General features: G+C 64.6%; 18 protein-coding genes. 9 read left to right on the forward strand and 9 right to left on the reverse strand.

The genetic code is table 11. The annotated features are described in order from the left end of the window. Nucleotides 1–101 precede the first annotated feature (101 nt). From HZY97_RS14725 to HZY97_RS14745, 5 genes are all read left to right on the forward strand, one after another. Nucleotides 102–1,859, forward strand: a complete 1,758-nt coding sequence (locus tag HZY97_RS14725; protein WP_373684377.1) for a methyl-accepting chemotaxis protein — start codon at nt 102–104, stop codon at nt 1,857–1,859. 167 nt (nt 1,860–2,026) lie between these two features. Next, on the forward strand, nt 2,027–4,291 hold the full coding sequence (locus tag HZY97_RS14730; RefSeq protein WP_180145224.1) for a TonB-dependent siderophore receptor: 2,265 nt from the start codon (nt 2,027–2,029) through the stop codon (nt 4,289–4,291). A 185-nt stretch (nt 4,292–4,476) separates the two neighbouring features. After that, complete coding sequence (locus tag HZY97_RS14735) at nt 4,477–4,983, forward strand: DUF1993 family protein (RefSeq protein WP_180145226.1); 507 nt, start codon at nt 4,477–4,479, stop codon at nt 4,981–4,983. Beyond that, nucleotides 4,983–5,852, forward strand: coding sequence for a 2-dehydropantoate 2-reductase (locus HZY97_RS14740; protein ID WP_180145229.1), 870 nt, complete (start codon nt 4,983–4,985; stop codon nt 5,850–5,852). Before HZY97_RS14735 ends, HZY97_RS14740 begins: the two co-directional genes overlap by 1 nt. A gap of 25 nt (nt 5,853–5,877) precedes the next feature. Then, on the forward strand, nt 5,878–6,645 hold the full coding sequence (locus HZY97_RS14745; protein WP_180145232.1) for a GGDEF domain-containing protein: 768 nt from the start codon (nt 5,878–5,880) through the stop codon (nt 6,643–6,645). On the opposite strand, the gene HZY97_RS14750 is transcribed toward HZY97_RS14745, so the two are convergent. The 4 genes from HZY97_RS14750 to HZY97_RS14760 are packed head-to-tail and all read right to left on the reverse strand — an operon-like array spanning nt 6,642 to nt 9,738. Next, nucleotides 6,642–7,247, reverse strand: a complete 606-nt coding sequence (locus tag HZY97_RS14750) for an ATP-binding cassette domain-containing protein (RefSeq protein ID WP_180145235.1) — start codon at nt 7,245–7,247, stop codon at nt 6,642–6,644. The genes HZY97_RS14745 and HZY97_RS14750 overlap by 4 nt on opposite strands. After that, nucleotides 7,237–7,923, reverse strand: a complete 687-nt coding sequence (modB, locus tag HZY97_RS14755) for a molybdate ABC transporter permease subunit (protein WP_373684379.1) — start codon at nt 7,921–7,923, stop codon at nt 7,237–7,239. Before modB ends, HZY97_RS14750 begins: the two co-directional genes overlap by 11 nt. Continuing rightward, nucleotides 7,920–8,693 carry a molybdate ABC transporter substrate-binding protein gene (gene modA, locus HZY97_RS21005; RefSeq protein ID WP_257215089.1) on the reverse strand — a complete coding sequence of 258 codons (774 nt, stop codon included), beginning with the start codon at nt 8,691–8,693 and terminating at the stop codon, nt 7,920–7,922. The genes modB and modA overlap by 4 nt, the downstream gene beginning before the upstream one ends. 40 nt (nt 8,694–8,733) lie before the next feature. Next, a complete protein-coding gene (locus HZY97_RS14760; RefSeq protein ID WP_180145241.1) occupies nt 8,734–9,738 on the reverse strand; it encodes a phytase in 1,005 nt (334 codons plus the stop codon). A gap of 169 nt (nt 9,739–9,907) precedes the next feature. Between HZY97_RS14760 and HZY97_RS14765 the strand changes: the two genes are divergently transcribed. Together HZY97_RS14765 and HZY97_RS14770 are read left to right on the forward strand one after the other, a co-directional pair. Next, nucleotides 9,908–10,900 (forward strand): hypothetical protein, encoded by a 993-nt coding sequence (locus HZY97_RS14765; protein WP_180145244.1) that lies wholly within the window; start codon nt 9,908–9,910, stop codon nt 10,898–10,900. A 312-nt stretch (nt 10,901–11,212) separates the two neighbouring features. Next, nucleotides 11,213–13,450 (forward strand): NACHT domain-containing protein, encoded by a 2,238-nt coding sequence (locus HZY97_RS14770; RefSeq protein ID WP_180145247.1) that lies wholly within the window; start codon nt 11,213–11,215, stop codon nt 13,448–13,450. Here the strand turns inward: HZY97_RS14770 and HZY97_RS14775 are convergent. Together HZY97_RS14775 and lepA are read right to left on the reverse strand one after the other, a co-directional pair. Next, nucleotides 13,436–14,056: a hypothetical protein gene (locus HZY97_RS14775; RefSeq protein WP_180145250.1), complete on the reverse strand. Its 621-nt coding sequence runs from the start codon at nt 14,054–14,056 to the stop codon at nt 13,436–13,438. The two genes, HZY97_RS14770 and HZY97_RS14775, sit on opposite strands and share 15 nt — an antisense overlap. A 339-nt stretch (nt 14,057–14,395) precedes the next feature. Next, nucleotides 14,396–16,189 (reverse strand): translation elongation factor 4, encoded by a 1,794-nt coding sequence (gene lepA, locus HZY97_RS14780; protein WP_180145252.1) that lies wholly within the window; start codon nt 16,187–16,189, stop codon nt 14,396–14,398. A gap of 130 nt (nt 16,190–16,319) precedes the next feature. On the opposite strand from lepA, the gene HZY97_RS14785 reads away from it, so the two are divergent. Both HZY97_RS14785 and HZY97_RS14790 read left to right on the forward strand, forming a co-directional pair. Continuing rightward, nucleotides 16,320–17,300 carry a CsgG/HfaB family protein gene (locus HZY97_RS14785; protein ID WP_180145255.1) on the forward strand — a complete coding sequence of 327 codons (981 nt, stop codon included), beginning with the start codon at nt 16,320–16,322 and terminating at the stop codon, nt 17,298–17,300. Nucleotides 17,301–17,377: 77 nt separating this feature from the next. Next, nucleotides 17,378–18,124: a DUF72 domain-containing protein gene (locus HZY97_RS14790; protein ID WP_180145258.1), complete on the forward strand. Its 747-nt coding sequence runs from the start codon at nt 17,378–17,380 to the stop codon at nt 18,122–18,124. A 22-nt stretch (nt 18,125–18,146) separates the two neighbouring features. On the opposite strand, the gene HZY97_RS14795 is transcribed toward HZY97_RS14790, so the two are convergent. The 3 genes from HZY97_RS14795 to pnuC form a co-directional block, all read right to left on the reverse strand. Next, a complete protein-coding gene (locus HZY97_RS14795) occupies nt 18,147–20,462 on the reverse strand; it encodes a TonB-dependent receptor (protein WP_180145261.1) in 2,316 nt (771 codons plus the stop codon). Nucleotides 20,463–20,669: 207 nt separating this feature from the next. Beyond that, nucleotides 20,670–21,191: an AAA family ATPase gene (locus tag HZY97_RS14800; protein ID WP_180145264.1), complete on the reverse strand. Its 522-nt coding sequence runs from the start codon at nt 21,189–21,191 to the stop codon at nt 20,670–20,672. Continuing rightward, nucleotides 21,188–21,742: a nicotinamide riboside transporter PnuC gene (pnuC, locus tag HZY97_RS14805; protein WP_180145269.1), complete on the reverse strand. Its 555-nt coding sequence runs from the start codon at nt 21,740–21,742 to the stop codon at nt 21,188–21,190. Before pnuC ends, HZY97_RS14800 begins: the two co-directional genes overlap by 4 nt. Nucleotides 21,743–21,783: the final 41 nt, after the last annotated feature.

The raw sequence follows: 21,783 nt of genomic DNA on the forward strand, positions 1-21,783 counted from the left end.
CCTTCATCCCCGAGCAACAATAATAGAGGGTCCGGACCAGCTTCGGTTCGGACGACCTATAATTGGGCTGAAGAAGGATGCCGCGGGCATTCCGTTCGGAGATGCTTGTGAAGATCACCTCGCTCAACAAGGCCACCACGCAGGCGGCCGCGATCCTGATCGGAATTACCGCCGTTTCGGGCGGCACCGGCCTGTTCGTCGCGATGAAGCAGAACAGCGCGATCGCCGAGCAGACCGCGGCGGCCGGCCTTCTCCAGAATCACATGGAAGCCGACATGATGCACGACGCGGTTCGCGCCGACGTGCTCAACGGCCTGGTCGGCGGCAATCGCCAGGAAGTGCTTGACGACCTCAAGTCGCACCTCGCCACGCTTTCGAAGAACATCGAGACCGACGCGGCCTTCCAGGGCGATGCCAGCATCGTCGCCGCCACCAGCAAGCTCAAGGCGCCGGTCGACGCCTATGCCGCCGCCGCGCAGCAGATCGTCGACGCCGCCGGCGCCGATGCGAACGCCGCGCACGCGCAGCTTCCCGCCTTCATGCAGCAGTTCCACGCGCTCGAAACGTCGATGGAAGCAGCGTCGGAAGCGATCGAGGCGCATGCCAAGCAGGTCGCCTCGAGCGCCGCGACGATGGGCATGATCGCGATGATCATCCTGACGATCACGCTGCTCGCCGGCATGGGCGCGGCGCTGCTGCTCGCCCGCACCGCCAAGCGCCTCCTGGTCCAGCCGCTGCTCGATCTCGCCGGCACGATGCGCGCGCTCGACGGCGGCGACCTCTCGGTTTCCGTGCCGCACACCGCCCGCGAGGACGAGCTTGGCGGCATGGCGCAGGCAATCGACGCGTTCCGCGACAAGCTCAAGGCCGCCGAGGCCGCCAAGGAAACCCAGACCCGCCTGATCGTCGACACGATCGGCACCAGCCTCGACGCGATGGCGCGCGGCGACCTCAGCATCGAAGTCACTGCCGAACTGACCGGCCCCTTCGCCGCGCTCAAGCGCAGCTTCAACGACGCCGCGCAGGGCCTGCGCGCGCTGATCGGCAATGTCGTCACCGGCACCGAGAATATCCGCACCGGCGCCAACGAGATCGCCTCGGCCTCCGAGGACCTCGCCCAGCGCACCGAGCGCAACGCCGCGACGCTTGAAGAGACCAACGCCGCGGTGAACGCCATCGATCACCGCCTCAAGTCGATCGCGCTTTCCGCCAGCGAGACGCTGTCGCGCGCCGACGGCGCGATCGCAGTCGTCGGCAATGGCCGCGCGGTTGCCGATGAGGCGGTCCAGGCGATGGGCCGCGTCAGCGAGTCCGCCAAGGGCATCGACAGCGTCATCGAGGGCCTCGACAAGATCGCCTTCCAGACCCGCGTTCTGGCGATGAACGCCGCGGTCGAAGCCGGCCGTGCCGGCGAAGCGGGCCGCGGCTTCGCGGTCGTCGCCGACCTCGTCTCGGCGCTCGCGATGCGCGCCGAGGAAGAAGCCGGCCGCGCCCGCGACCAGCTCACCCAGACCCAGGCCGAAGTTGTCACCGCGGTCGAGGCCGTGATGAAGGTCGACGGCGCGCTCGCCGATATCTCCGGCGATGTCGGCCAGGTCCATGCCCTGATCGGCACCATGGCCGAGGACAACAACGCGCAGAGCCACGCGATCAGCCAGGTCAGCGAGGCGATCGGCGACATGGACCGTGGCACCCAGCAGAATGCCGCCATGGTCGAGGAAACCTCCGCCGCCGCGCGCAACCTCACCCAGGAAGTCGAGACGCTCGCCAACAGCGCCGCCAGCTTCACCATCGCGGCGCCGAACGGCCGCGCCCCTGCCCCGGCCCGTCGGGCACTCGAAGCCAGCACGGTCCACTGATCGGACACATCCGCGCAACAAAATGTTGCGCGGATGCTGCAGTCTCACAAAAGAAACATTAGTGTAACGACGGTGACGCCGTACCGCCGTGTACCGTTCATGTTGGTCCTGTTGAGCCCCTGCTGAGAGCGGGGGCGGGTCGCCCCTTGGTAAAGGGGAAGATCGACATGAACATTTCGCGCTTACTTGGCGGCGCCGCTTTGGCTGTGCTCGCGTCCACGCTGGCGGCCGGCACCGCCCAGGCCCAGGATACCGCCCGGCCCACGACCGAGGCCGATGCCCCCGCCGAGGAGCAGCGCGCGAACGAGATCCTGGTCACCGGCCAGATCTTCTTCCGCAACCGCACCGCCGATCCGAACCCGGTGCTGTCCTACGACCTCGAATATTTCCAGAAGTTCGAGCCGATCTCGGTCGGCGAGATGCTGAAGCGCGTCCCCGGCGCGACCTTCACGTCGGACGTGCTCGAATATGACCAGGTCCAGTTCCGCGGCCTGCCCGGCGGCTTCACCAACGTGCTGATCAACGGCCGCCGCGCGCCCGGCGGCGAGGCCGATGGCAGCTTCTTCGTCGATCGTATCCCGGCCGAGCTGGTCGAGCGCATCGAGATCGTCCGCGCGCCCCGCCCCGACCAGCCGAGCGACGGCGTCGCCGGCACGCTCAACGTCGTCACCAAGGAAGCGACCAGCTTCAAGGGCGGCTTCGGCAAGGTCGGCGCGCTGCTCAACACCCGCGACGGCGTGATCCGCCCCTCGGCCGCCGCCGCCTTTGCCGGCAAGCTCAGCGAGAGCACCGACTACTGGGTCGCGCTCAACTATCAGAAGCGCCGTAACCCCAAGGCGAAGGTCTCGTACCGCTTCGGCGACGAGCCGGTGACCAGCGACAAGCGCTTCCCCGGCGATCCGAACACCAGCAAATACGTCACCGATCCCGAGTTCAGTGACTTCGAGGCCCAGAGCGACACGCGCGACGGCAGCGACCTGTCGGGCAGCGCCGAAATCACCACGCGGTTCGGCGATGGCGGCCGCCTGCGCCTCAACGGCTTCTTCGTCGACACGCATCGTGACGAAGACGAGCAGTCGGTCACGCTCGAAGACGCGGACCTGGATTTCGACGGCGTCGAAGTGCAGCAGGAGCGCATCAAGCAGCAGACCTATGCGGTCACCGCCGATGCGAAGCTGCCGCTGAGCGACAGCGTCGAGCTGGGACTTGCCGGCGGCTGGAACCAGTATCGCGAGAACACCAGGACCACCACGTTCGAGGGCGACAATGAGAACGACTATAGCGATCTCGACCTCGACGAGGAGGAAGAGCTCCACATCAAGGACAGCGAGTTCAGCGGCACGCTCTCGGGCAGCTATGACGGCGGCGCGTTCAAGCTGAAGATCGGCTCGGACTTCCTGTTCAAGACCCGCGACGGCCTGAACGACGGCATCCTCACCGACATCTTCCGTATCCGCGAGAACCGCTATTCGCCCTATGTCCGCCTCACCTATGATCTGGGCTCGTCGCTCACGATCGACGGCGGCGCCCGCTACGAGATCGTCGACCGCAAGGTGACTGCGACCACCGCTTCGGGCGGGTTCAACAACGGCATCCTCAACCCCTCGCTGAGCGTGCGCTGGGCACCCAGCGGCGCCGACCAGTTCCGCGCCTCGGTCGCCCGTACGATCCGCCGCCCGGACTATGATCTGCTGTCGCCGATCGAATATGACGAGACGCCGGGCGACGACGACACCACCACCGGCAATCCGGACCTCCGGAACCAGAGCGCCTGGGGCGTCGATGTCGGCTATGAGCGCCGCCTCGGCCGCAGCGGCATCGCCGGGGTGAACTTCTTCTACCGCGACATCAGCGACCTGATCGAACTCGTCGCGATCCGCGACAACGGCCCGGGCCAGGATTTCCGTCCGCAGAATATCGGTGACGGCCAGGCCTGGGGCGTCGAGTTCGACCTGTCGGCGCCGCTGACCTTCTTGGGGCTTCCCGACACCGGCATTTTCGCCAACTATACCTATCTCGACAGCCGGACGACCGACCCGTTCACCGGCGAGAAGCGCCGCTTCAATGCCCAGCCGCACCATGTCTACAATGTCGGCTTCATCCAGACGGTGAAGGCGGCGGACGTCAGCTTCGGCGCGACGATCTCGGGCCGCTCCAAGTCGCTTGAGTCGAACTATGACGAGACGGTGGAGCTGCGCTACGATCCGGACCTCGAAGCCTTTATCGAGAAGCGCATCGGCAAGCACATCGTGCTGCGCGTCTCGGCCCAGAACCTGCTCGACCGCGTGAAGTATGAGGACTTCCGCAAATATGACGGCGACTCGCTCGAGGAGATCCTTGAGAACCGCGCCGCCGGCGACCTCGACGAATATGAAATCGAGCGCGAGCATTCCGGCCCGCTCGTCCAGTTCACCCTGCGCGCCGCGTTCTGATCCAGCCTGTCTCCCTCTCCCCTCCGGGGAGAGGGTGGCGACCCCGGCGAAAGCCGGGGGAAGCCGGGAGAGGGGCTGTGCGGCCCACCATCGATAGGCCCCTCTCCCCGGCCCTCTCCCCGGAGGAGAGAGGGAGGAGCTTTGTACCGTTGCGCAGCCGTCCCGCCCCCACTATCTCCGCGCGCATGGCAACAGAACTCTACGACCTCACGGTCCCCGTCTTCCTGCGCGGCTTCAAGGCGCTGTCCGCGTTCCTCGACAAGGCACGCGCCTGGGCTGACGAACAGGGCATTGCGCACGAAGAACTGCTTAGCGCGCGGCTGGCCGAGGACATGGCCCCGCTCGTCGGGCAGATCCAGCGCGTCAGCGATGGCGCCAAGTTCGCGATGGCGCGGCTCGGCCAGATCGAAGCCCCGGCGATGGCGGATACCGAAACCAGCTTCGACGAGTTGCAGGCGCGCATCGCCGCGACCGTCGCGTTCCTCAACTCGGTCCCGCGTGAAGCGGTCGACGGCCGCGAAGACGCCGATATCGAAGTGAAGACGCCCAATCGCAGCTTCCACTTCAAGGGCCTGCCCTACGTCACCACCTTCGCGCTGCCGAACTTCTATTTCCACATCACCGCCGCCTACGCGATCCTGCGCCACAAGGGCGCGCCGGTCGGCAAGATGGACTATCTGGGCGGCATCTGATGGTCCGGATCGCGGTGATCGGTGCGGGTGCCATCGGCGGCACCCTCGCCGCCTGGCTCGCCCAGAGCCACAACGTCACCGTCTGCGCGCGCTCGCCCCTCGATGACCTCGAAGTCGAAACGCCCGAGGGGCTGATTCGCGCCACCCCGCTTATCCTCACCGATCCTGCCGCGGCCAGCGAAGTCGATTGGGTGCTCTGCACCACCAAGACCTATGACTGCGCTGGCGCGGCCGCCTGGCTGCCCGGGCTGATGGGCCCCTCCACCCGGCTCGCGGTGATCCAGAACGGCGTCGAGCAGCGCGATCGCTTCCCGCAGGTGCCCGCGCAGCGGACCGTGCCGGTGATCATCGACCTGCCCGTCGAACGCAACGCGCCCGGACGCATCGTCCAGCGCCGCAACGGCACCATCCATGTGCCCGAGGGCGATGCCGGCGAGGCATTCGTCGCGCTGTTCGCCGATAGCTCGATCGATGCGCAGACCACCCCCGATTTCGTCACCGCCGCCTGGCGCAAGCTTGCGATCAACTGCTCGGGCATCGTCAGCGCGCTCACGATGCGCCCGGCCGAAGTCGCCAATGACGCGCCTGTCGCCGAGGTGATGCGCGCGCTGGTGCGCGAATGCATCGCAGTGGGCCGGGCCGAGGGCGCCGACCTGAAGGATGGCCTTGCCGACAAGGTCGTCGAATGGACGAAGCGGGCGCACCCGCAATCGGTCAACTCGCTCCACGCCGACTTCGCCGCCGGCCGGCTGACCGAAGTCGATGCCCGCAACATGGTGATCGTTCGCCTCGGCGCGAAGCATGGGATCGACGCGCCGATGAACCGCGCCCTTGCATCTCTACTGAGCGCCGCTTCCACTCGGAATTAACCTGGGTCACCGCAAAATCCCGCTTATGGATGCCGGGATTCGCGCGCTGCTGTTCAATCGGGGGCTGGCCCTTGTCGTGCTCGCCGCGCTTGCCGGCCTGTACGGCATCTTCGCGCTCGACCTGTTCCAGGACGAAGGCGGCACGATCGCTGGGCGCCGGATGCGGATCGAGCTCGACGAGTTCCTGCTCTATGGCTCCACACTGATCCTGATGCTGTTCGGCTTCGGGCTGAACCAGCATCGCGGCCGGCTGCGCGAACGCACCAAGCGCCTGCGCGCCGAACGCGACGCCCGCGACCTCGGCTTTCACGACCCACTCACCGGCATGCCCAATCGCCGCGCATTCGACGAGGCGCTGGGCGACCTGGCGCCGAGCGGTCTCCACGCAGTGCTGATGCTCGATCTCAACGGCTTCAAGGCGATCAACGACACGCATGGCCACGCCACCGGCGATGCGCTGCTGCGAGTGATCGCCGATCGTATCGCCGGCGCGGTGCGCGAGGGCGACACCGCCGCGCGGCTGGGCGGCGACGAATTCGCGGTGATCGCGCCGGGCCTGGCCGATCCGGAGATCGCGAAGGCGATCGCCGGCCGGCTCGCGAGCAGCATCGCCCGGCCGGTCTTCGTCGACGGGCGCACGCTCCATGTCGGCACCGGCATCGGCATCGCCCTGTCGCGCGCCGAGAAGCTGGCGCCCACCGAGCTTACTCGCCGCGCCGATCTGGCGCTGTATGCCGCCAAGCGCAGCGAAGGCGTGGCCTTCCGCCTCTACGAACCGCAGCTCGAAGCCTAGATCTCCACGATCCGCGTGCCGAGCCGCGCCGCTTCCTCGCGGTCGTGCGTCACCATCAGGATCGGCAGCTGCATCGTGTCGCGCAGCCGCTCGATCAACGCCATGATTTCCTCGCGCCTCGCCCGGTCGAGCGAGGACAGCGGCTCGTCGAGCAGCAGGAAGCGCGGGTTTGAGAGCAAGGCCCGCCCGATCGCCACCCGCCGCGCTTCGCCGCCCGACAGCGTGCGCGGCCAGCGATCAAGCAGATGCGCGATACCGAGCAGCGCGATCGTCTCGTCGACGTCGAGCCCGCCTTCACGCCAGCCATAAAGCAGGTTGGCGCGTACCCTGAGGTGGGGAAACAATCGCGGCTCCTGGAAGACATAGCCCGCGCGCCGCTCGGCCACGGGCAGGTCGATCCCCGCCGCCGCCTCGAACAACGTCTCGCCGCGCACCCGGGCATGCCCGGCGTTGGGCTCGACCAGCCCGGCGACCATGTTGAGGATCGTCGTCTTGCCCGCCCCCGAGGGTCCGAACAGCACGGTGAGTCCTGCGCCCGCCTCGATCCGGCAGGCGATCTCAGCCTCCCCCAGCCGTTTGCTCAGGTCGAGGTCAAAGGACATGCAGCCCCCTGCCCGCGCGCCGGGCGATCAGTTCAGAGGCGAGCAGCGCGCCGAGCGACAACAGCACCGAAATGCCCGCCAGCCGCAGCACCTGCCCCTCGCCGCCCGGCGTCTGCAACGCGGCATAGATGGCGAGCGGCAGCGTCTGCGTCTCGCCGGGCACGTTGGAGACAAAGGTGATCGTCGCCCCGAACTCGCCCAGCGCCCGCGCGAAGCCGAGCACCAGCCCGGCGAGGATCCCCGGCAGGCTGAGCGGCAGCGTCACGCTCGCGAACACCCGCCAGCGCCCCGCCCCCAGCGTCGCCGCCGCCTGCTCGAGCCGCTGGTCGACCGCCTCGATCGACAGCCGCATCGCGCGCACCATCAGCGGCAACGCCATCACCGCGCTCGCAATCGCCGCGCCCGTCCAGCGGAACAGCACCGATACGCCGAACCAGCTCTCCAGCCAGCTCCCGATCGGCCCGCCCGGTGCAAAGGCGAGCAGCAGCAGCCACCCGGTCACCACCGGCGGCACGACGAGGGGCAAATGCACGATCCCGTCGAGCAGCAATTTCCCCGGAAACCGCCCTCGCGCCAGCAGCCAGGCCAGCGCAAACGCCACCGGCAGGCACGCCAGCACCGCCACCCCGCCCACCTTGAGCGACAGCCAGATGATGCCCCAGAGCTCGGGCGTCACAGCGGCAGGAAGCCGAAGCGCCTGAAGATCGCCCTGCCCTCGCCGCTCAGCAGGAAGCGGCGGAAGGGCTCGGCGTCGGGGCTGCTCGCGGTTTTGAGGCGCGCAAGCGGATAACGGATCGGCGGATGGCTGTCGTCCGGCAGCACCCGCACCACTTCGACCAGCGCCGAGGCGCGCGCATCGGTGGCATAGACGATCCCGAACGGCGCCGCCCCGCGCTCGACAAACGCCAGCGCCGCGCGCACGCTCTCGCCGCGCACCACCCGTGGGGACACCGCGTCCCATGCTCCCAGCTTCTGCAGCGAGGCCCGGGCATATTTCCCCGCCGGCACCGCATCCGGATCGGCCAGCGCCAGCGCTCCCCCGCCGAGCAGCCGGGCGAGCGGCACCCGCGGCCCGGCATCGCCCCGCGCGCCCCTGGGCCGCACCACCACCAGCCGGTTGCCCAGGAACGAGGCCCGCGTGCCCGGCACGATCAGCCCGCGCTTCGCGATATCATCCATCCACGGTTCGTCGGCCGAGACGAACAGATCCGCCGCCGCGCCCGCCGCGATCTGCCGCGCCAGCGCCGAGCTCGCCGCGAACGAGCAGACCGGCCGGGCATGCCCCTTGCCCGCCCAGGCGCTCGCCGCCGCCGTCATCGATTCCTGCAGGCTCGCCGCCGCCAGCACCAGGGGCGCCCGCGCCGCCGCAAGCGCCAGCCGCGGGGCCAGTACCGCGACGCCCATCCCCGCCAGCACCGCGCGCCGGTCGATCCGCCTGTCTGTCATGCCCCCTGCCTGACACCCGCCAGCCAGCGAGGCAAGGCCCTCACTTCAGACCAAGCGCCTTGCGGACATCGGCCCAGCGGACCAGCTTGAAATTCTGCGCGGCCGGCGCGTTGTCGCCGTCCTGCGCCAGCATCAGCCCGCCCTGCAGCCTAGGCCCGAAGCCCGCGGTGGAGACTTCGATGCCGTCGGTCTCGTTCGTCGCGCCGAACGTACCCGCGGTGATCCGGAAGCGCCCGGCATAGGCCATGTCGCGCAGCCGCCACAGCCCATAGGCGCTGTCGCCCTGGCTCGACACGACCAGATAGCCGCCGCGCGCGCCCTCCGCCGCAATCGCCACGCCTTCGACATCCGCCACGAGACGCTGCCCGTCCGCCGCGATCACCTTCTCACCGGCGACGGCATCGCGCGGGTTCGCCCCGAAGCGCCACACGCCGACATCCTCCTCGCCGACGAACAGCGCGCCCGTCCGGTCGTCCGCCACACAGCCTTCCGACTGGCTGGCGAGCTTCATCGTCCGCACCCGGTCCGCCTTGATCGCCCCGCCCTCGCGCAGGATCTCCATCTGCACAATCGTGCCGTCCTTCTTGACGACGAACGCATGGAGCCGGCCGCCGCGCGGCGCATACATGCACAGGCCGTACGCCTCGCCCGCCCCCGCATCGAAGCGCCCGATCTCGCGGAGCGCCGCCGCCCGGGTATCGAGCGCATAGAGCGCCAGCTTCGCATTCGCCTTGTCGTTGCGGTCGCTCGCCGCGACGATCACCTGCCCGCCCCAGGCGCGCAGGTCGACATTGTTCACCCGCCCCGCCGCCAGCGACGAGCGCAGCTTGCCCGACAGGTCATAGACGTTGAGCCCGGCCTTCTTGTCGGTCGCGACGATCAGGCTGGCCGCAGGATCGCGCGGGTTGCGCCAGATCGCGGGATCGTCCGCCGCATCCTCGAGGCTCGCCACCGCCACCGTCTCGCCCATCGCCTGCACCTGCGCGGTCGGCACGTCCTGCGCGGCAGGCACGGTCTGGAGCAGCATCAGCGTGGCAAGCAACATGGGATCCCCTTCTTCGCCGGAGCCGGCCGTCTATAAACGCAGTGCGACGGCGCGATGACAGTCCCGCGACAAAACCACCTCCCGGCCAGGCCCATCCGGGTTCGCAAACCTGCAAAGCGGTGCAGATACCGCTTTCCTACACGAACCTATTTGGTTCATTCCTGACTGTATGCAAAACCGAGTCCCGAGCAAACCGATCGTGCCGGAGTTTACGCCGGTCCCCCGCAAATACCGCGTCGACGGCTGGACCGCCGAGCGCCAGCGCGCCTTTATCGACGCGCTTGCCGACACCGGCTCGGTCAAGCACGCGGCCAGGCGTATCAACATGAGCCCCGAGGGCGCCTATTATCTGCGCCGCCAGCCCGGCGCCGAGGAGTTCCGCGCCGCCTGGACCGCCGCGCTCGATCACGGCGTCCAGGCGCTGGTCGATGTCGCGCTCGAACGTGCGTTCGACGGCGTGCCCATCCCGATCTACTACAAGGGCGAGCAATGCGGCGAGAAGCGCTGGTATAATGACCGGCTGCTGATGTTCCTGCTCAAGCACCATCTCCCCGCCCGCTACGACCCGACGCCGCTCCCGCGCGGCACCCGCCACCCAGACACCGTCGCGCGCGAGGCCGCCGAGAACTGCCCCGTCTGCCGCGAGCGCGCCGAGGCCGAGGCGGCGGACGCCGCCGCCCCGCCGGGCGAGAGCAAGGAGGACCAGGCCTGGCTCGACGAGGTCCTCAAGCGCTACATCTTCAAGGTCCAGGCCGAGCGCCAGCACCGCCTCGCCGGCGAGGTCGTCGCCGCCGACTATACGCTGCGCCAGCTCACCCATATCGAGCTGATCCTCGATTGCGGTGGTCGCGGCATGCAGCTGATCGAGGCCTGGACCAATGTCGTCCGCGCCCGCGACAAGCCCGAGCGCTGGGCAAGCAGTACCAGCCGCTGGCTCGACGACACCCGCCGCGCAATCTGGGAGCGGACCGGCGAACCGCTACGCCCGGCCGTGCCGCTGGGCGACACCGCGCCTGCCGACTGGTCAGAGGGCGGACCCACACTGTTGGAACGCGGCAAGGCGAAACGCGACTGCGAGCGCCGGATCGCCGAGGTGCAGGCGGAGTGGGAGGCGGCGGCTACCGAGGAGGGATGGAAGGCGTGGAAGGAGGGGCGCGGGTGATGCCGTCGGCTAGTATAATATAAGTGCTGAGATTAAGTGTTTTCGTAGTGAGGCTGCGGCGGGGAAAGGCTAGCCTTAGGCACACAATGGCGGCGGATGCAGCGGCAATGCGCTCCTGGCGCAAGGAAAACGTAGCCAGCATCAATATTGGGGCTCGTCCGGTTGGTTTGCTTGAGGCCACTTTCAGACGTTATTGCTCAAGCAGCGGAGCTGGAAAGGCGCCAAGCTCTCGACAAGCGCACATCGTATGCGCTCCTGACTTCCTTGCGTTGACGGTCTGGGCCACCTACGCTGCGATCGTTAGGGGGCAATATGACGCTAGTTTGGGACAGCTTCGCAGATCAGGTCCGTGACATCGGATCTCGCGTCTTTGGCGTGAGTATGGAACCGAAGTCTTTTAAGCACATCGACCTCGACGCGTATGCTGAGCAGGGACCAGATTACGTTATAGGCGCCGCATGCGCCAAAGACGCCAATAAGACTACCTTGGAGCCAATCATCAGCAAGATGGTAGCGCTTCGAAAGGAGATTTTGGCATCAGGACGCTACTTCAAAGCGCTCGTCGTGGTGCGTGGCAATGCCTCATCACAATTAGTGGCCATCGCTGAAACTGGTGGCGTGCTTGTTCTTTCAGTAAGCAGCTTTGCGGCAATGCTTATTGAATATGATAAGTATTTTCGAGCTCGACAGGCTGCGCCGTTTGGGAGCGCCGTCGATCCGCAAACCGGTGAAATTGATAGAATTGCATATGTTCCAGTCCAGTACAAAAATAGAGATTTTGGAAAATCCTATAAGGCTTCTGAAATTGCAGATCAAATTCTCTCTGGAAAAATTGTTGTCCTCCTCGGAGAATACGGAAGTGGAAAAAGTCGTTGCATCGCAGAAGTATACTCAGAATTAGCTAGACGTTGGGGCGACACTCTAGCATTTCCGTTCGCAGTTAATCTTAGGGAATGTTGGGGCATGCAGACTGGCGAAGAGATTCTCAGGCGGCATATAACGAGGCTTTCTCTTGACGAAATCGAAAGTCAGGCAGTCAGGGTATTTAGACGTCACTCTGGCACATTCCTGCTCGACGGCTTCGATGAAATGGGATCGCAAGCTTGGAGTGCTGACGAGGATAAGCTCAGAGCCCTCCGAGCGGTCGCCCTACAGGGGGTTCGCGATATCGTCGCCAATAGCGGGCGCGGTTGCCTGATAGCCGGACGGGAGCACTATTTCTCTTCGTTTGAAGAGATGGTAGCGGCACTGGGGCTTAATCAAACAAATCTATTACTTCTTCACGTGGATGAAGAATTTACTGTTGAACAAATGGAAGATTACTTCGAAGCGGCGCAAATTCATGTTGCTTTGCCAAATTGGCTACCTCGGCGCCCCCTAATTTGCCAAACGATCGCACAGCTGGAATCCGATGATATTGGGCGAATGTTCAGCGAGCAAAGCCACGAGGCAGAATTCTGGGAATATTTTATCAAAGTTGTTTGTAAAAGAGATTCTCGTATTAACGACTCTTTTGATCCAGATATCATCCTCGCCGTTTACATCGAGTTGGCTCGCCAGAGCCGTAACAAGCAGATGACCGTAGGTCCGTTTAGTCTTCGCGATTTGCAGATGGCATTCGAGACTGCCGTGGGCCAGCCGCCGACCGAAGATGCCTCCGTGATGCTCCAACGACTTCCGAGCCTCGGGCGGATTGGAGCAGAGTCAACCGACCGGCAATTCGTTGATATGTATATTCTCGACGGACTGCGGGCGCGCGATATCGCGCGCCTTCCTCAGGTTTCGGAGGCGGTGCGCTCACGGGCCCTCGATGAGCAATGGATCAATCCGCTGGGGGTCTTAGGCCAGCGAGTGCTCGCGCTACACGTTGCACGACGCGCTGATGCCTTCATGTCGCTCATGACCCGCGCATCAACGGCGCTAAACGCCGTACTGGCGGCGGACTTGGCTTCCTCATTTCTCCATACGGGATCACCCAAGATCGACTTTGGCGGGGTGCATATCAAGGGCGCCGTATTCGGAAATATAAATTTTGAACTATCCGAAGCTAGTAAGCTTACCATTAGTGAAAGCGTGATCGAGCAACTAGTTTTACCGAGTCATGCGCCGACATCAGTTTCAATTTTATCGTCATCTGCAGGGAGTGTAGCGGGCGTTTCTTCTTTTGAGGGATTACCCTCTTGGGCGAAACTTGACTCCGTTGATGAGTTTGATTCTGTTCAAACGGTGTCCAAGATACGCGTTGCTGGCCTAGACATGGCTCACGAAATCTTGGTGGCGATCATTAAGAAAATATTCTTCCAGAAAGGTACGGGCAGAAAGGAAGATGCATTGCTTCGCGGATTTGGAAGTGGCGCATCAAGCAAAATGGCAAGCAAGATTCTAAATCTTCTGGTTCGAGAGGACATATTGGGCACATTCAAGGGCGATGAAGGCACGGTATATACACCCGTCCGATCACAGGCCGGCCGCATGCACGAAATCCTCAACGAACTTAGGGCATCTAATGACCCGCTGTGGGGCACCGTCGGGGGGCTAAATAGAGACTAGGTTGGCTAATTCCTTAACGGCCCGATTTGCGTTCTCTTGATATAAACGAGTTGAATCTTCGGAAATCATTACCGACGGATTATTGATTAGCCGATTTCGGATATTCCAAAGTTCCGCGATGCGATCTTGGAGTGCCGTCGGTGCGTTGGGGTGGCGAGTAAGAGAGTCCAAGCGTGACCGAATGGACGACTTGGCGCCAGACGAAGAGAGGCGTCCCACGACCACATCAAGCGCCTTCTCGACCTCCAGCCAAGACGTAATAATCGCCTCTAGCGGCGAAAGTGCTTGGAGCGGTGCTACTGCCTCATCAGCCGGTTCTGCAACATCTTCTACCGGTACCGGCGATAAGTTCTCCTGTATGAAAGCGTCCAGTGACGCTTCGACGCCTAGCGCTTTGAAGCTTCGCACGCGTGCGAGCATAGCCGTCAATTCCAACCGGAAAAGATGCGCTATTACAACCATGGCAATGGGCCATGCTGCGCTAGAGAGTACCAAGCCGACATTGTTGGTGACTGCGGCACCTAGCTGACTGTCAGTTCGGATGGTTTTTTCTATGACTTGCGTTCGAACATAGCTGGGCTTTTCAGTGTTTTGCGCCACACGCATCCCCCGAAACTTGTGCGATTCTAAGTTAGCCTATCCTAGGCCAAGTGCATTGCTATGAAACTACGCCATCGAGAGATCTTCTCGACAGTCATTATCAATTGGTCAGATGCCGTTATTCGCGCGACGCTGTCGTTATCTCACTTAGGGGCTCATTGACCGTGACGCGGTGGAAAGCGACTTTGACATTGTTTCGCTTTCAATGCTACATTCTTCTACTACGTAGAAGCTCAGTTGTCTTTGGCTAACAGCATTCGAGTCTACGGCCTATCCCAAGACAAGTCCACAAACGACGTATCATCCACGTCGCCTGAACCACCTAAGCTGAAGCGCTAACCCGCCCTATTCCTCGCCCATCCTGAGCGCAGCGATAAACGCCTCCTGCGGGATCGACACCGAGCCGTACTCGCGCATCTTCGCCTTGCCCTTCTTCTGCTTGTCCAGCAGCTTGCGCTTGCGGGTGGCGTCGCCGCCATAGCATTTGGCAGTCACGTCCTTGCGCATCGCGCTGATCGTCTCGCGGGCAATCACCTTGCCGCCGATCGCCGCCTGGATCGGGATCTTGAACAGGTGGCGCGGGATGAGTTCCTTCAGCCGCTCGACCATGCCGCGGCCGCGCACCTCGGCGGTCGAGCGGTGGACGATCATGCTGAGCGCATCGACCGGCTCCTCGTTGACGAGGATGCCCATCTTGACCAGATCGCCGTCGCGATAGCCGATCTGCTCATAGTCGAAGCTGGCATAGCCCTTGGACAGCGACTTCAGCCGGTCGTAGAAATCGAAGACGACCTCATTGAGCGGCAGTTCATAGGTCGCCTGCGCCCGGCCGCCGACATAGGTCAGGTTCTTCTGGATGCCGCGCCGGTCCTGGCACAGCTTCAAGACCGAGCCGAGATACTCGTCCGGCACATAGATCACGGCCTGGATCCAGGGTTCGGCGATGCTCTCGATCTTGTTCGGATCGGGCATGTCGGCCGGGTTGTGCAGCTCGATATGCCCGCCGCCATGCGTCAGCTCGATCTGATAGACCACCGACGGCGCGGTGGTGATGAGATCGAGATCATATTCGCGCATCAGCCGCTCCTGGATGATCTCCAGGTGCAACAGGCCGAGGAAGCCGCAGCGGAAGCCGAAGCCCAGCGCCGCCGACGTTTCCATCTCGAACGAGAAGCTGGCGTCGTTGAGGCGCAGCTTCGAGATGCTCTCGCGCAGCTTCTCGAAGTCGTTGGCATCGACCGGGAACAGGCCGCAGAACACCACCGACTGGACTTCCTTGAAGCCCGGCAGCGCCTCGAGCGCGGGCCGCTTCGCGTCGGTCAGCGTGTCGCCGACGCGGGCCTGCGCGACTTCCTTGATCTGCGCGGTGATGAAGCCGATCTCGCCCGGGCCCAGGTCGGGCAGCTGCTCGATCTTGGGCGTGAACGCGCCGACGCGGTCGATCAGGTGGGTGGTGCCCGCGGCCATGAACTTGATCTGCTGGCCCTTCCTGATCGTCCCGTCGATGACGCGGACCAGGATGACGACGCCGAGATAGGGGTCGTACCAGCTGTCGACCAGCATCGCCTTCAGCGGCGCGTCGGCATCGCCCTTGGGCGCCGGGATGCGCTCGACGACGGCGTCGAGGATCTCGTCGATGCCGATGCCCGACTTGGCCGAGGCAAGCACGGCGTTGGAGGCGTCGATGCCGATGATCTCCTCGATCTCGTGGCGCACCTTTTCGGGTTCGGCCGAGGGGAGATCGATCTTGTTGATGACCGGGATGATCTCATGGTCATGCTCGATCGACTGGTAGACATTGGCGAGCGTCTGCGCTTCGACGCCCTGCGCCGCATCGACGACGAGCAGCGCGCCTTCGCAGGCGGCGAGGCTGCGGCTCACCTCATAGGCGAAGTCGACATGCCCCGGCGTGTCCATCAGGTTGAGGACATGGCCCTTCCACTCGAGGCGCACGGTCTGCGCCTTGATGGTGATGCCACGCTCCTTCTCGATGTCCATATTGTCGAGCACCTGCGCGGACATCTCGCGATCGGTGAGCCCGCCGGTGCGCTGGATCAGCCGGTCGGCCAGGGTCGACTTGCCGTGGTCGATGTGCGCGATGATCGAGAAATTGCGGATCTTGGAAAGTTCGGTCGCCATAATCCGCGCCCGTTAGCAGCTTGCACGCGAAAGCCAAAGCGCTCGAAACATCCCCAGTTGCGCCCTGCGCAATTCCCGTGGAGCGCTTTTGCCGCTATCCGGGCCGCGGTTCCAAAAAGAGAGGGGGAACATGACCTCGAAGACCGCGTTGCTCGTAAAGACTCTGATGGCTTCGGCCGCGCTGCTCGGTTCCGGCCAGGCCTATGCCCAGAGGCAGGCTAAGCCGAGCTCGGGCCAGAAGCTGCAGGATGCCGCTGCCAATGACGTGCCGCACTGCACGCGCAAACTCGGCACGCTCTCGATCGTCGATGGCGACGATCCCCGCGGCTGGACCCAGTATCAGCTCGCCCCGCCAGCCAAGCTGCTGCGCGTGCTCGTCCAGCGCTCGGGCTGCTTCAACATCGTCGATCGCGGTACCGGTCTTCAGGCAGCGGCCCGCGAGCGTGACATTGGCGGCGGCCTGGGTATGCAGCGCGGCTCCAATGTCGGCCAGGGCCAGATCAAGGCAGCCGACTATGTCCTCGTCGCCGAAGTGGCGGGCGCGAACAGCAATTCGAGCGGCAGCAATGTCGGCGGCGCGATTGGCGGTCTGCTCGGCGGCCGTACCGGCGCGGCGATCGGCGGCGGTATCAAGTCACGCAAGCTCGAGGCGAACACGGTGCTCTCGCTCACCAATGTCCGCACCACCGAGACGATCTCGGTGCAGGACGGCTATGCGGCGAAGAACGACATCTCATTCGGCGCCGCTGGCGGCCTGGGCTTCTTCGGCGGCGCCGCGGGCGCAGTCGGTGGCGGCTATGAGAATACCGACATCGGCAAGATCGTGACGCTGTCCTTCATCCAGGCCTATTCCAAGATGGTCGACGAGCTGGGCCTGGTCCGCCCGGGCGATGCCGGCACCGCGCAGGCGGCGCCGATGAAGACCTTCACCGCACAGGCCCCTGTCGCGATGCGCAGCGCGCCGGCCGCCACCGGCAAGATCATCCGCACCATCCCGGTGGGCGGCATCGTCTATCCGACAGGCAACAAGAACGGCCTATGGTGGGAAGTTGCCGACGAGAACGACAATGTCGGCTGGGTGCTGAACACCAAGCTGGCCCCTTCGAACTAAGCGAACCCGGGGCGGGCGCCGCGTGCGCCCGCCCCTTCCCTTCAGGAACCCCAGGCGCCCCGGCGGATTGCACCGCCATGATCTTCCGCATCGGCACCGCAGCCTGGGCCCTGCCGCGCGACGTGCGCGATCGCTTCCCGCCGGGTGCGAGCAATCTCGCGCGCTACGCCGGCTGCCTGAACGCCACCGAGATCAATTCAAGCTTCTACCGTCCCCATCGCCGCGCGACCTATGAACGCTGGGCCGCAAGCGTGCCCGAGGGTTTCCGCTTCGCCGTCAAGCTGCCCAAGGCGATCACGCATGAGGCGCGGTTTGTCGATTGCGAGCCGCTGCTCACGCGCTTTGCCGAGGAGATCGGCGGGCTGGGCAAGAAGCGCGGGCCGGTACTGGTACAGTTGCCGCCCAAATTCGCCTTCGATGCCGCGCTGGCGGATCGCTTCTTCGCGGAGCTGAACGCAATCGTCGGGGGCGCCGTCGCGCTGGAGCCGCGCCATCCGAGCTGGTTCACGTCCGAAGTCGAAGCCTTGCTGATCGAACACCACGTTACCCGCGTCGCTGCCGACCCTGCGCCGGTGCCGGAGGCGGCACGACCCGGCGGATGGCCGGCCCTCGCCTATTTCCGGCTGCACGGTAGCCCGCGCATCTATTGGTCAAGCTATGACGAGGAAGCGCGGGCGCGCTGGTTGTCACGCATTCGCGCGACAGAAGCCGAAGAGAGCTGGATAATCTTCGACAATACGGCAAGCGGCGCGGCCACGGCCGACGCGCTTGCCTTTCAGAAGGGGACGGGCCCGGTGGGGTTGCAATCCACCGGGCCCGGCTGACTGGCCGGTAAGCGAGGGTTGCTTAGCGGGTCCGGCCGGTCAACGACACGCCGATGACACGCGGCTCGTTGAGCACGGCGGCCATATAGTTTTCGATCACGCCCTTGAGGTTCTTCTCGTTCGTGATGTTGCGGGCGAAGGCCGCGACTTCCCAACGGCCGTTGCCGCCGGTGTAGCCGATCTTCAGACCGCCTTCGAAGTTGCCGTTCGAGTAGAACTCGTCGGTCTTGTAGAGCACGTAGTTGGTGTAGCCCTGCAGGTTCCAGTCGGTGGCGATGAACACCTTGCCGCTGTCGCTGACGGGCACGTCGTACCGCGCCGTGGCGTTGAGGTTATATTCCGGCGCGTTCGGCAGCGGGTTGCCGTCGATCTGCGCGAAATAGGCCGGGGCGCCGAACACGGTGCGGGTCACCATCGGATCGTTGACCGTGCAGACGAGCACGCCGTTCAGCGCACATGCCTGGGCATAGACGCGCTTGTCCTTGATCTCGGTGTGGAGCCAGCTGGCACCGAACGAGAGCGCCAGGTTGCGCACCGGGTGAATGTTCAGTTCGGCTTCGACACCATAGGCCTGGGCCTTGTCGGCGTTGAACAGCACGCCGTTGCCGTTCGCGTCGTTGCCGTTCAGCTGGATGTCGTCGACATTGTAATAGAAGCCGGTCAGGTTGAAGCGGACCTTGTTGTCGAACAGGCTCGACTTGAGGCCGGCCTCATACGACAGGATCGTCTCCGAATTCGCCGTGGTGAAGTCCGAGTTGAATACCGCCGAGCGGCCCTGGATGGTCGGGCCGCGGAAGCCGCGGGCGACACGGGCGTAGAGGCTCAGGTCGTTGCTCACTTCATAGAGTGCGCTCACGTCCCAGCTCGGCTGCGTGTCCGACAGGCGAACGTGGCGGCGGCCCGGATAGGTTACCGCGCCGAGCGCAGTGTCAGCGGTCTTCAGCAGATCGGTGGTCTTGGTGTCCTCGGTCACGCGCACGCCGGCGGTGAGGCGGAACTTCGGGGTCACCTGGTAGCTGGCCTGGCCGAACAGCGCCCAGCTGGTGTTGACGTCGTGCAGCCGCACCCAGTTGTTGGGGTTGCGGGCAGTGCCGTTCAGGAACCACGCGCGCTGGTAGAACTCGGTGATGTCGCGGCTGTCGAAGTACATGCCGCCGACCTGCCACTTGAAGGCACCGTCACCGTTGCTCGAGAGGCGGAGTTCCTGAGTCCACTGGTCGAGATCGGCCAGACGGCCCATCGACTGGCCGAAGCCGTTGGCCACGCCGCCGACCGGGAAGTCCGCTGCCGCGCCGCCGTCGGTGTCGCCGCGGCTATAGCCCGACGAGGTCTCGTAGGCGGTGATCGAGGTCAACGTGACCGGGCCGAAGTCGAACGCGTTGTTCCACGACATGCCGTAGGTGTCATAGTCCTGCGGATTGTCCATCGCCTCGTCGAAGCGGACCGTAGTGCGCGAGACGTTGCTGACGTCGTTCGAGCCCTTCTTCAGCGCCTGGCGGAGGAACAGGGTCGAGGTGCCGTTATAGTTGCGGACATGCGCCGAGAAGAGCGAGGTCCAGTCCTCGGTCGGCTTGACCAGCAGCTGGATGCGCGCGTCGCGCTCGTCGAAACCGCCCATCGCGTTCTTGCGCGGGGTCTTGGTGCCGTCGGCGCTGGCGCCGGAATAGGTGTTGTCGACATAGTCGTCGCGGTGCTGGAACAGGCCCGAGACACGGATCGCGACATTGTCGGCGATCGGACCGCCGATGCCGGCGTCGAGGTTGATGCTGTTGTAGCTGCCATAGCTCAGCTGGCCGCGCGCATCGAAGCCGTCGAGCGACGGGCGGACGGTGTCGAACTTGACGATGCCGGCGGTGGTGTTGCGGCCGAACAGCGAGCCCTGCGGGCCGCGCAGCACTTCGACGTGATCGAGGTCATAGACCGGGTTCGACTTGAGCACGACATGCTCGAGGACAACGTCGTCCTGAATGATCGACACGGGCTGCGAGGCGCCCAGGTAGAAGTCGATATTGCCCAGGCCGCGGATGTAGAAGCGCGGGAAGATGCGGCCGGTGGTCGTCTCGGCATAGAAGCTCGGGACCTTGCCCGACAGCGCGAGCAGCGTGTCGTCGCCGGCGGCAGTGAAGTCACGCGCGTCCTGGCCGCCGATCACGCCGACCGAGACCGGGGTGTTCTGCAGCGTTTCGGGGCGACGCTCTGCGGTAACGACGATCTCGGTCTCGGGACCGTCGTTCGCGGTAGTGGTGTTGGTCGAGGTGTCCTGCGCTTGCGCAGTGCCGCCGATCATGAGCGCGCTGAACGCGGCGCCCAGGAAGAGGGCCGTCTTCTGAATCTTCATCTTGGTCTTCCCTGCTGCGTGCCCGGCGCGCGCAAACAGCCGCGACTCCACCTTCGGAATCGCGCCGCTCTCACACCGGGCATTCTTGTTTTCGAAGGCTTTTGCAGCCCCCTTCGGAGGCGCCGTTAGGGTCTGATTGTGTACAGCTTGTGACAGGATTGCGGAATTTTTCGCACCTGCAGCATCAAGCTGTGGACAAGTCGCGCGTCAATCCGCCTGGACGGCCTCGATCGCCGCGATGGCGTTGGCATAGCGCTCCTCGCCGTCGCCCGAAACCAGGGCCCAGCGCACCCCGCGCCGCTTCAACTCCGCGCGGGAGAGATCGAAGAATTTCTGGCGCAGCTCGGGGGTGCCGAACATGCGCGTGCCATCGGCGCGCCAGGGCATGTTGATGTCGAACAGCAGATAGAAGTCGGCCGTGCCCTGCCACTGGTCGAACCAGGGATCGCGGTAGCCGAACAGCATGTCGGCCCAGACGGCGGTCATCAGTGGATCGGTGTCGAGCACGAGCGGCTTGAATCCCGCCGCGATCATCGTGCGCATGCCGGCATCGTGCGTCTTGGCGATCTCGAGCAGGTCCTGCATCGTGAAATCGATGCCGCGCGCCTCGGCATATTCGCGGCCATATTCGTCGACGACCTCACCGCCGAGATATTCGGCGATTCGCGGTGCCAGGGTGGACTTGCCCGTGCTCTCGGGGCCGTGGAGACAGATGGAGCGCAGCTTCATTTCCGTGCCTTCAACCAATCGCGCAGGCCCCATGCCGACAGGACCAGGAACACGCCGTACAGACCCGCCGTAAGCCATAATTCCTTTACGGCGAACAAAGGAATGGCGAGCAGATCGACGGCGATCCACAGCACCCAGCTCTCCCAGTTGCGACGCGACTGAAGGATCTGCGCGGCAATGCTGAGCACCGCGATGCTGCCGTCCCACCAGGGATAGGCCGCATCGGTGAGCCGGTGCATCGTGTAGCCCCATAGTGCGATCACACAGACGGCGATGGCAGCCCAAATGGCGCGCTCGCGCGGGCCGAGCGTCTCCACCACGACTTCGCCGCTAGCTGCCCGGGATCGCGTCCAATTCCACCAGCCATAGAGATTGACCACGAAGAAGAAGAGCTGGAGCAGCGCGTCGCTGTAGAGCTTCTCGTGGAAGAATATCCACGCGTAGAGCGAGACCATCGCCAGCGCGAACGGGTAGTTCCAGATGCTGCGGCGAACGACCAGGAAAACGTTGATCAGGCCAAGCAGGCTGGCGGTCGCTTCGATTGGGCTCACCGTTACCGCCTAGCAACAATCGGCAGCGCCCGTCGAGAGGG

The sequence above is a fragment of the Sphingomonas sp. R-74633 genome, from assembly GCF_013416555.1.
Taxonomy (GTDB): domain Bacteria; phylum Pseudomonadota; class Alphaproteobacteria; order Sphingomonadales; family Sphingomonadaceae; genus Sphingomonas.

Coding starts and splice junctions, on each gene's coding strand:
- HZY97_RS14750 (WP_180145235.1), bottom strand. CDS start 7,247: ATGTCCTTTGACCTCGACCTGAGCAAACGGCTGGGGGAGGCTGAGATC.
- HZY97_RS14770 (WP_180145247.1), top strand. CDS start 11,213: ATGACGCTAGTTTGGGACAGCTTCGCAGATCAGGTCCGTGACATCGGA.
- HZY97_RS14730 (WP_180145224.1), top strand. CDS start 2,027: ATGAACATTTCGCGCTTACTTGGCGGCGCCGCTTTGGCTGTGCTCGCG.
- HZY97_RS14790 (WP_180145258.1), top strand. CDS start 17,378: ATGATCTTCCGCATCGGCACCGCAGCCTGGGCCCTGCCGCGCGACGTG.
- HZY97_RS14760 (WP_180145241.1), bottom strand. CDS start 9,738: ATGTTGCTTGCCACGCTGATGCTGCTCCAGACCGTGCCTGCCGCGCAG.
- HZY97_RS14795 (WP_180145261.1), bottom strand. CDS start 20,462: ATGAAGATTCAGAAGACGGCCCTCTTCCTGGGCGCCGCGTTCAGCGCG.
- HZY97_RS14765 (WP_180145244.1), top strand. CDS start 9,908: ATGCAAAACCGAGTCCCGAGCAAACCGATCGTGCCGGAGTTTACGCCG.
- modA (WP_257215089.1), bottom strand. CDS start 8,693: ATGACAGACAGGCGGATCGACCGGCGCGCGGTGCTGGCGGGGATGGGC.
- HZY97_RS14775 (WP_180145250.1), bottom strand. CDS start 14,056: ATGCGTGTGGCGCAAAACACTGAAAAGCCCAGCTATGTTCGAACGCAA.
- HZY97_RS14740 (WP_180145229.1), top strand. CDS start 4,983: ATGGTCCGGATCGCGGTGATCGGTGCGGGTGCCATCGGCGGCACCCTC.
- HZY97_RS14725 (WP_373684377.1), top strand. CDS start 102: ATGCTTGTGAAGATCACCTCGCTCAACAAGGCCACCACGCAGGCGGCC.
- HZY97_RS14800 (WP_180145264.1), bottom strand. CDS start 21,191: ATGAAGCTGCGCTCCATCTGTCTCCACGGCCCCGAGAGCACGGGCAAG.
- lepA (WP_180145252.1), bottom strand. CDS start 16,189: ATGGCGACCGAACTTTCCAAGATCCGCAATTTCTCGATCATCGCGCAC.
- HZY97_RS14785 (WP_180145255.1), top strand. CDS start 16,320: ATGACCTCGAAGACCGCGTTGCTCGTAAAGACTCTGATGGCTTCGGCC.
- HZY97_RS14735 (WP_180145226.1), top strand. CDS start 4,477: ATGGCAACAGAACTCTACGACCTCACGGTCCCCGTCTTCCTGCGCGGC.
- HZY97_RS14745 (WP_180145232.1), top strand. CDS start 5,878: ATGGATGCCGGGATTCGCGCGCTGCTGTTCAATCGGGGGCTGGCCCTT.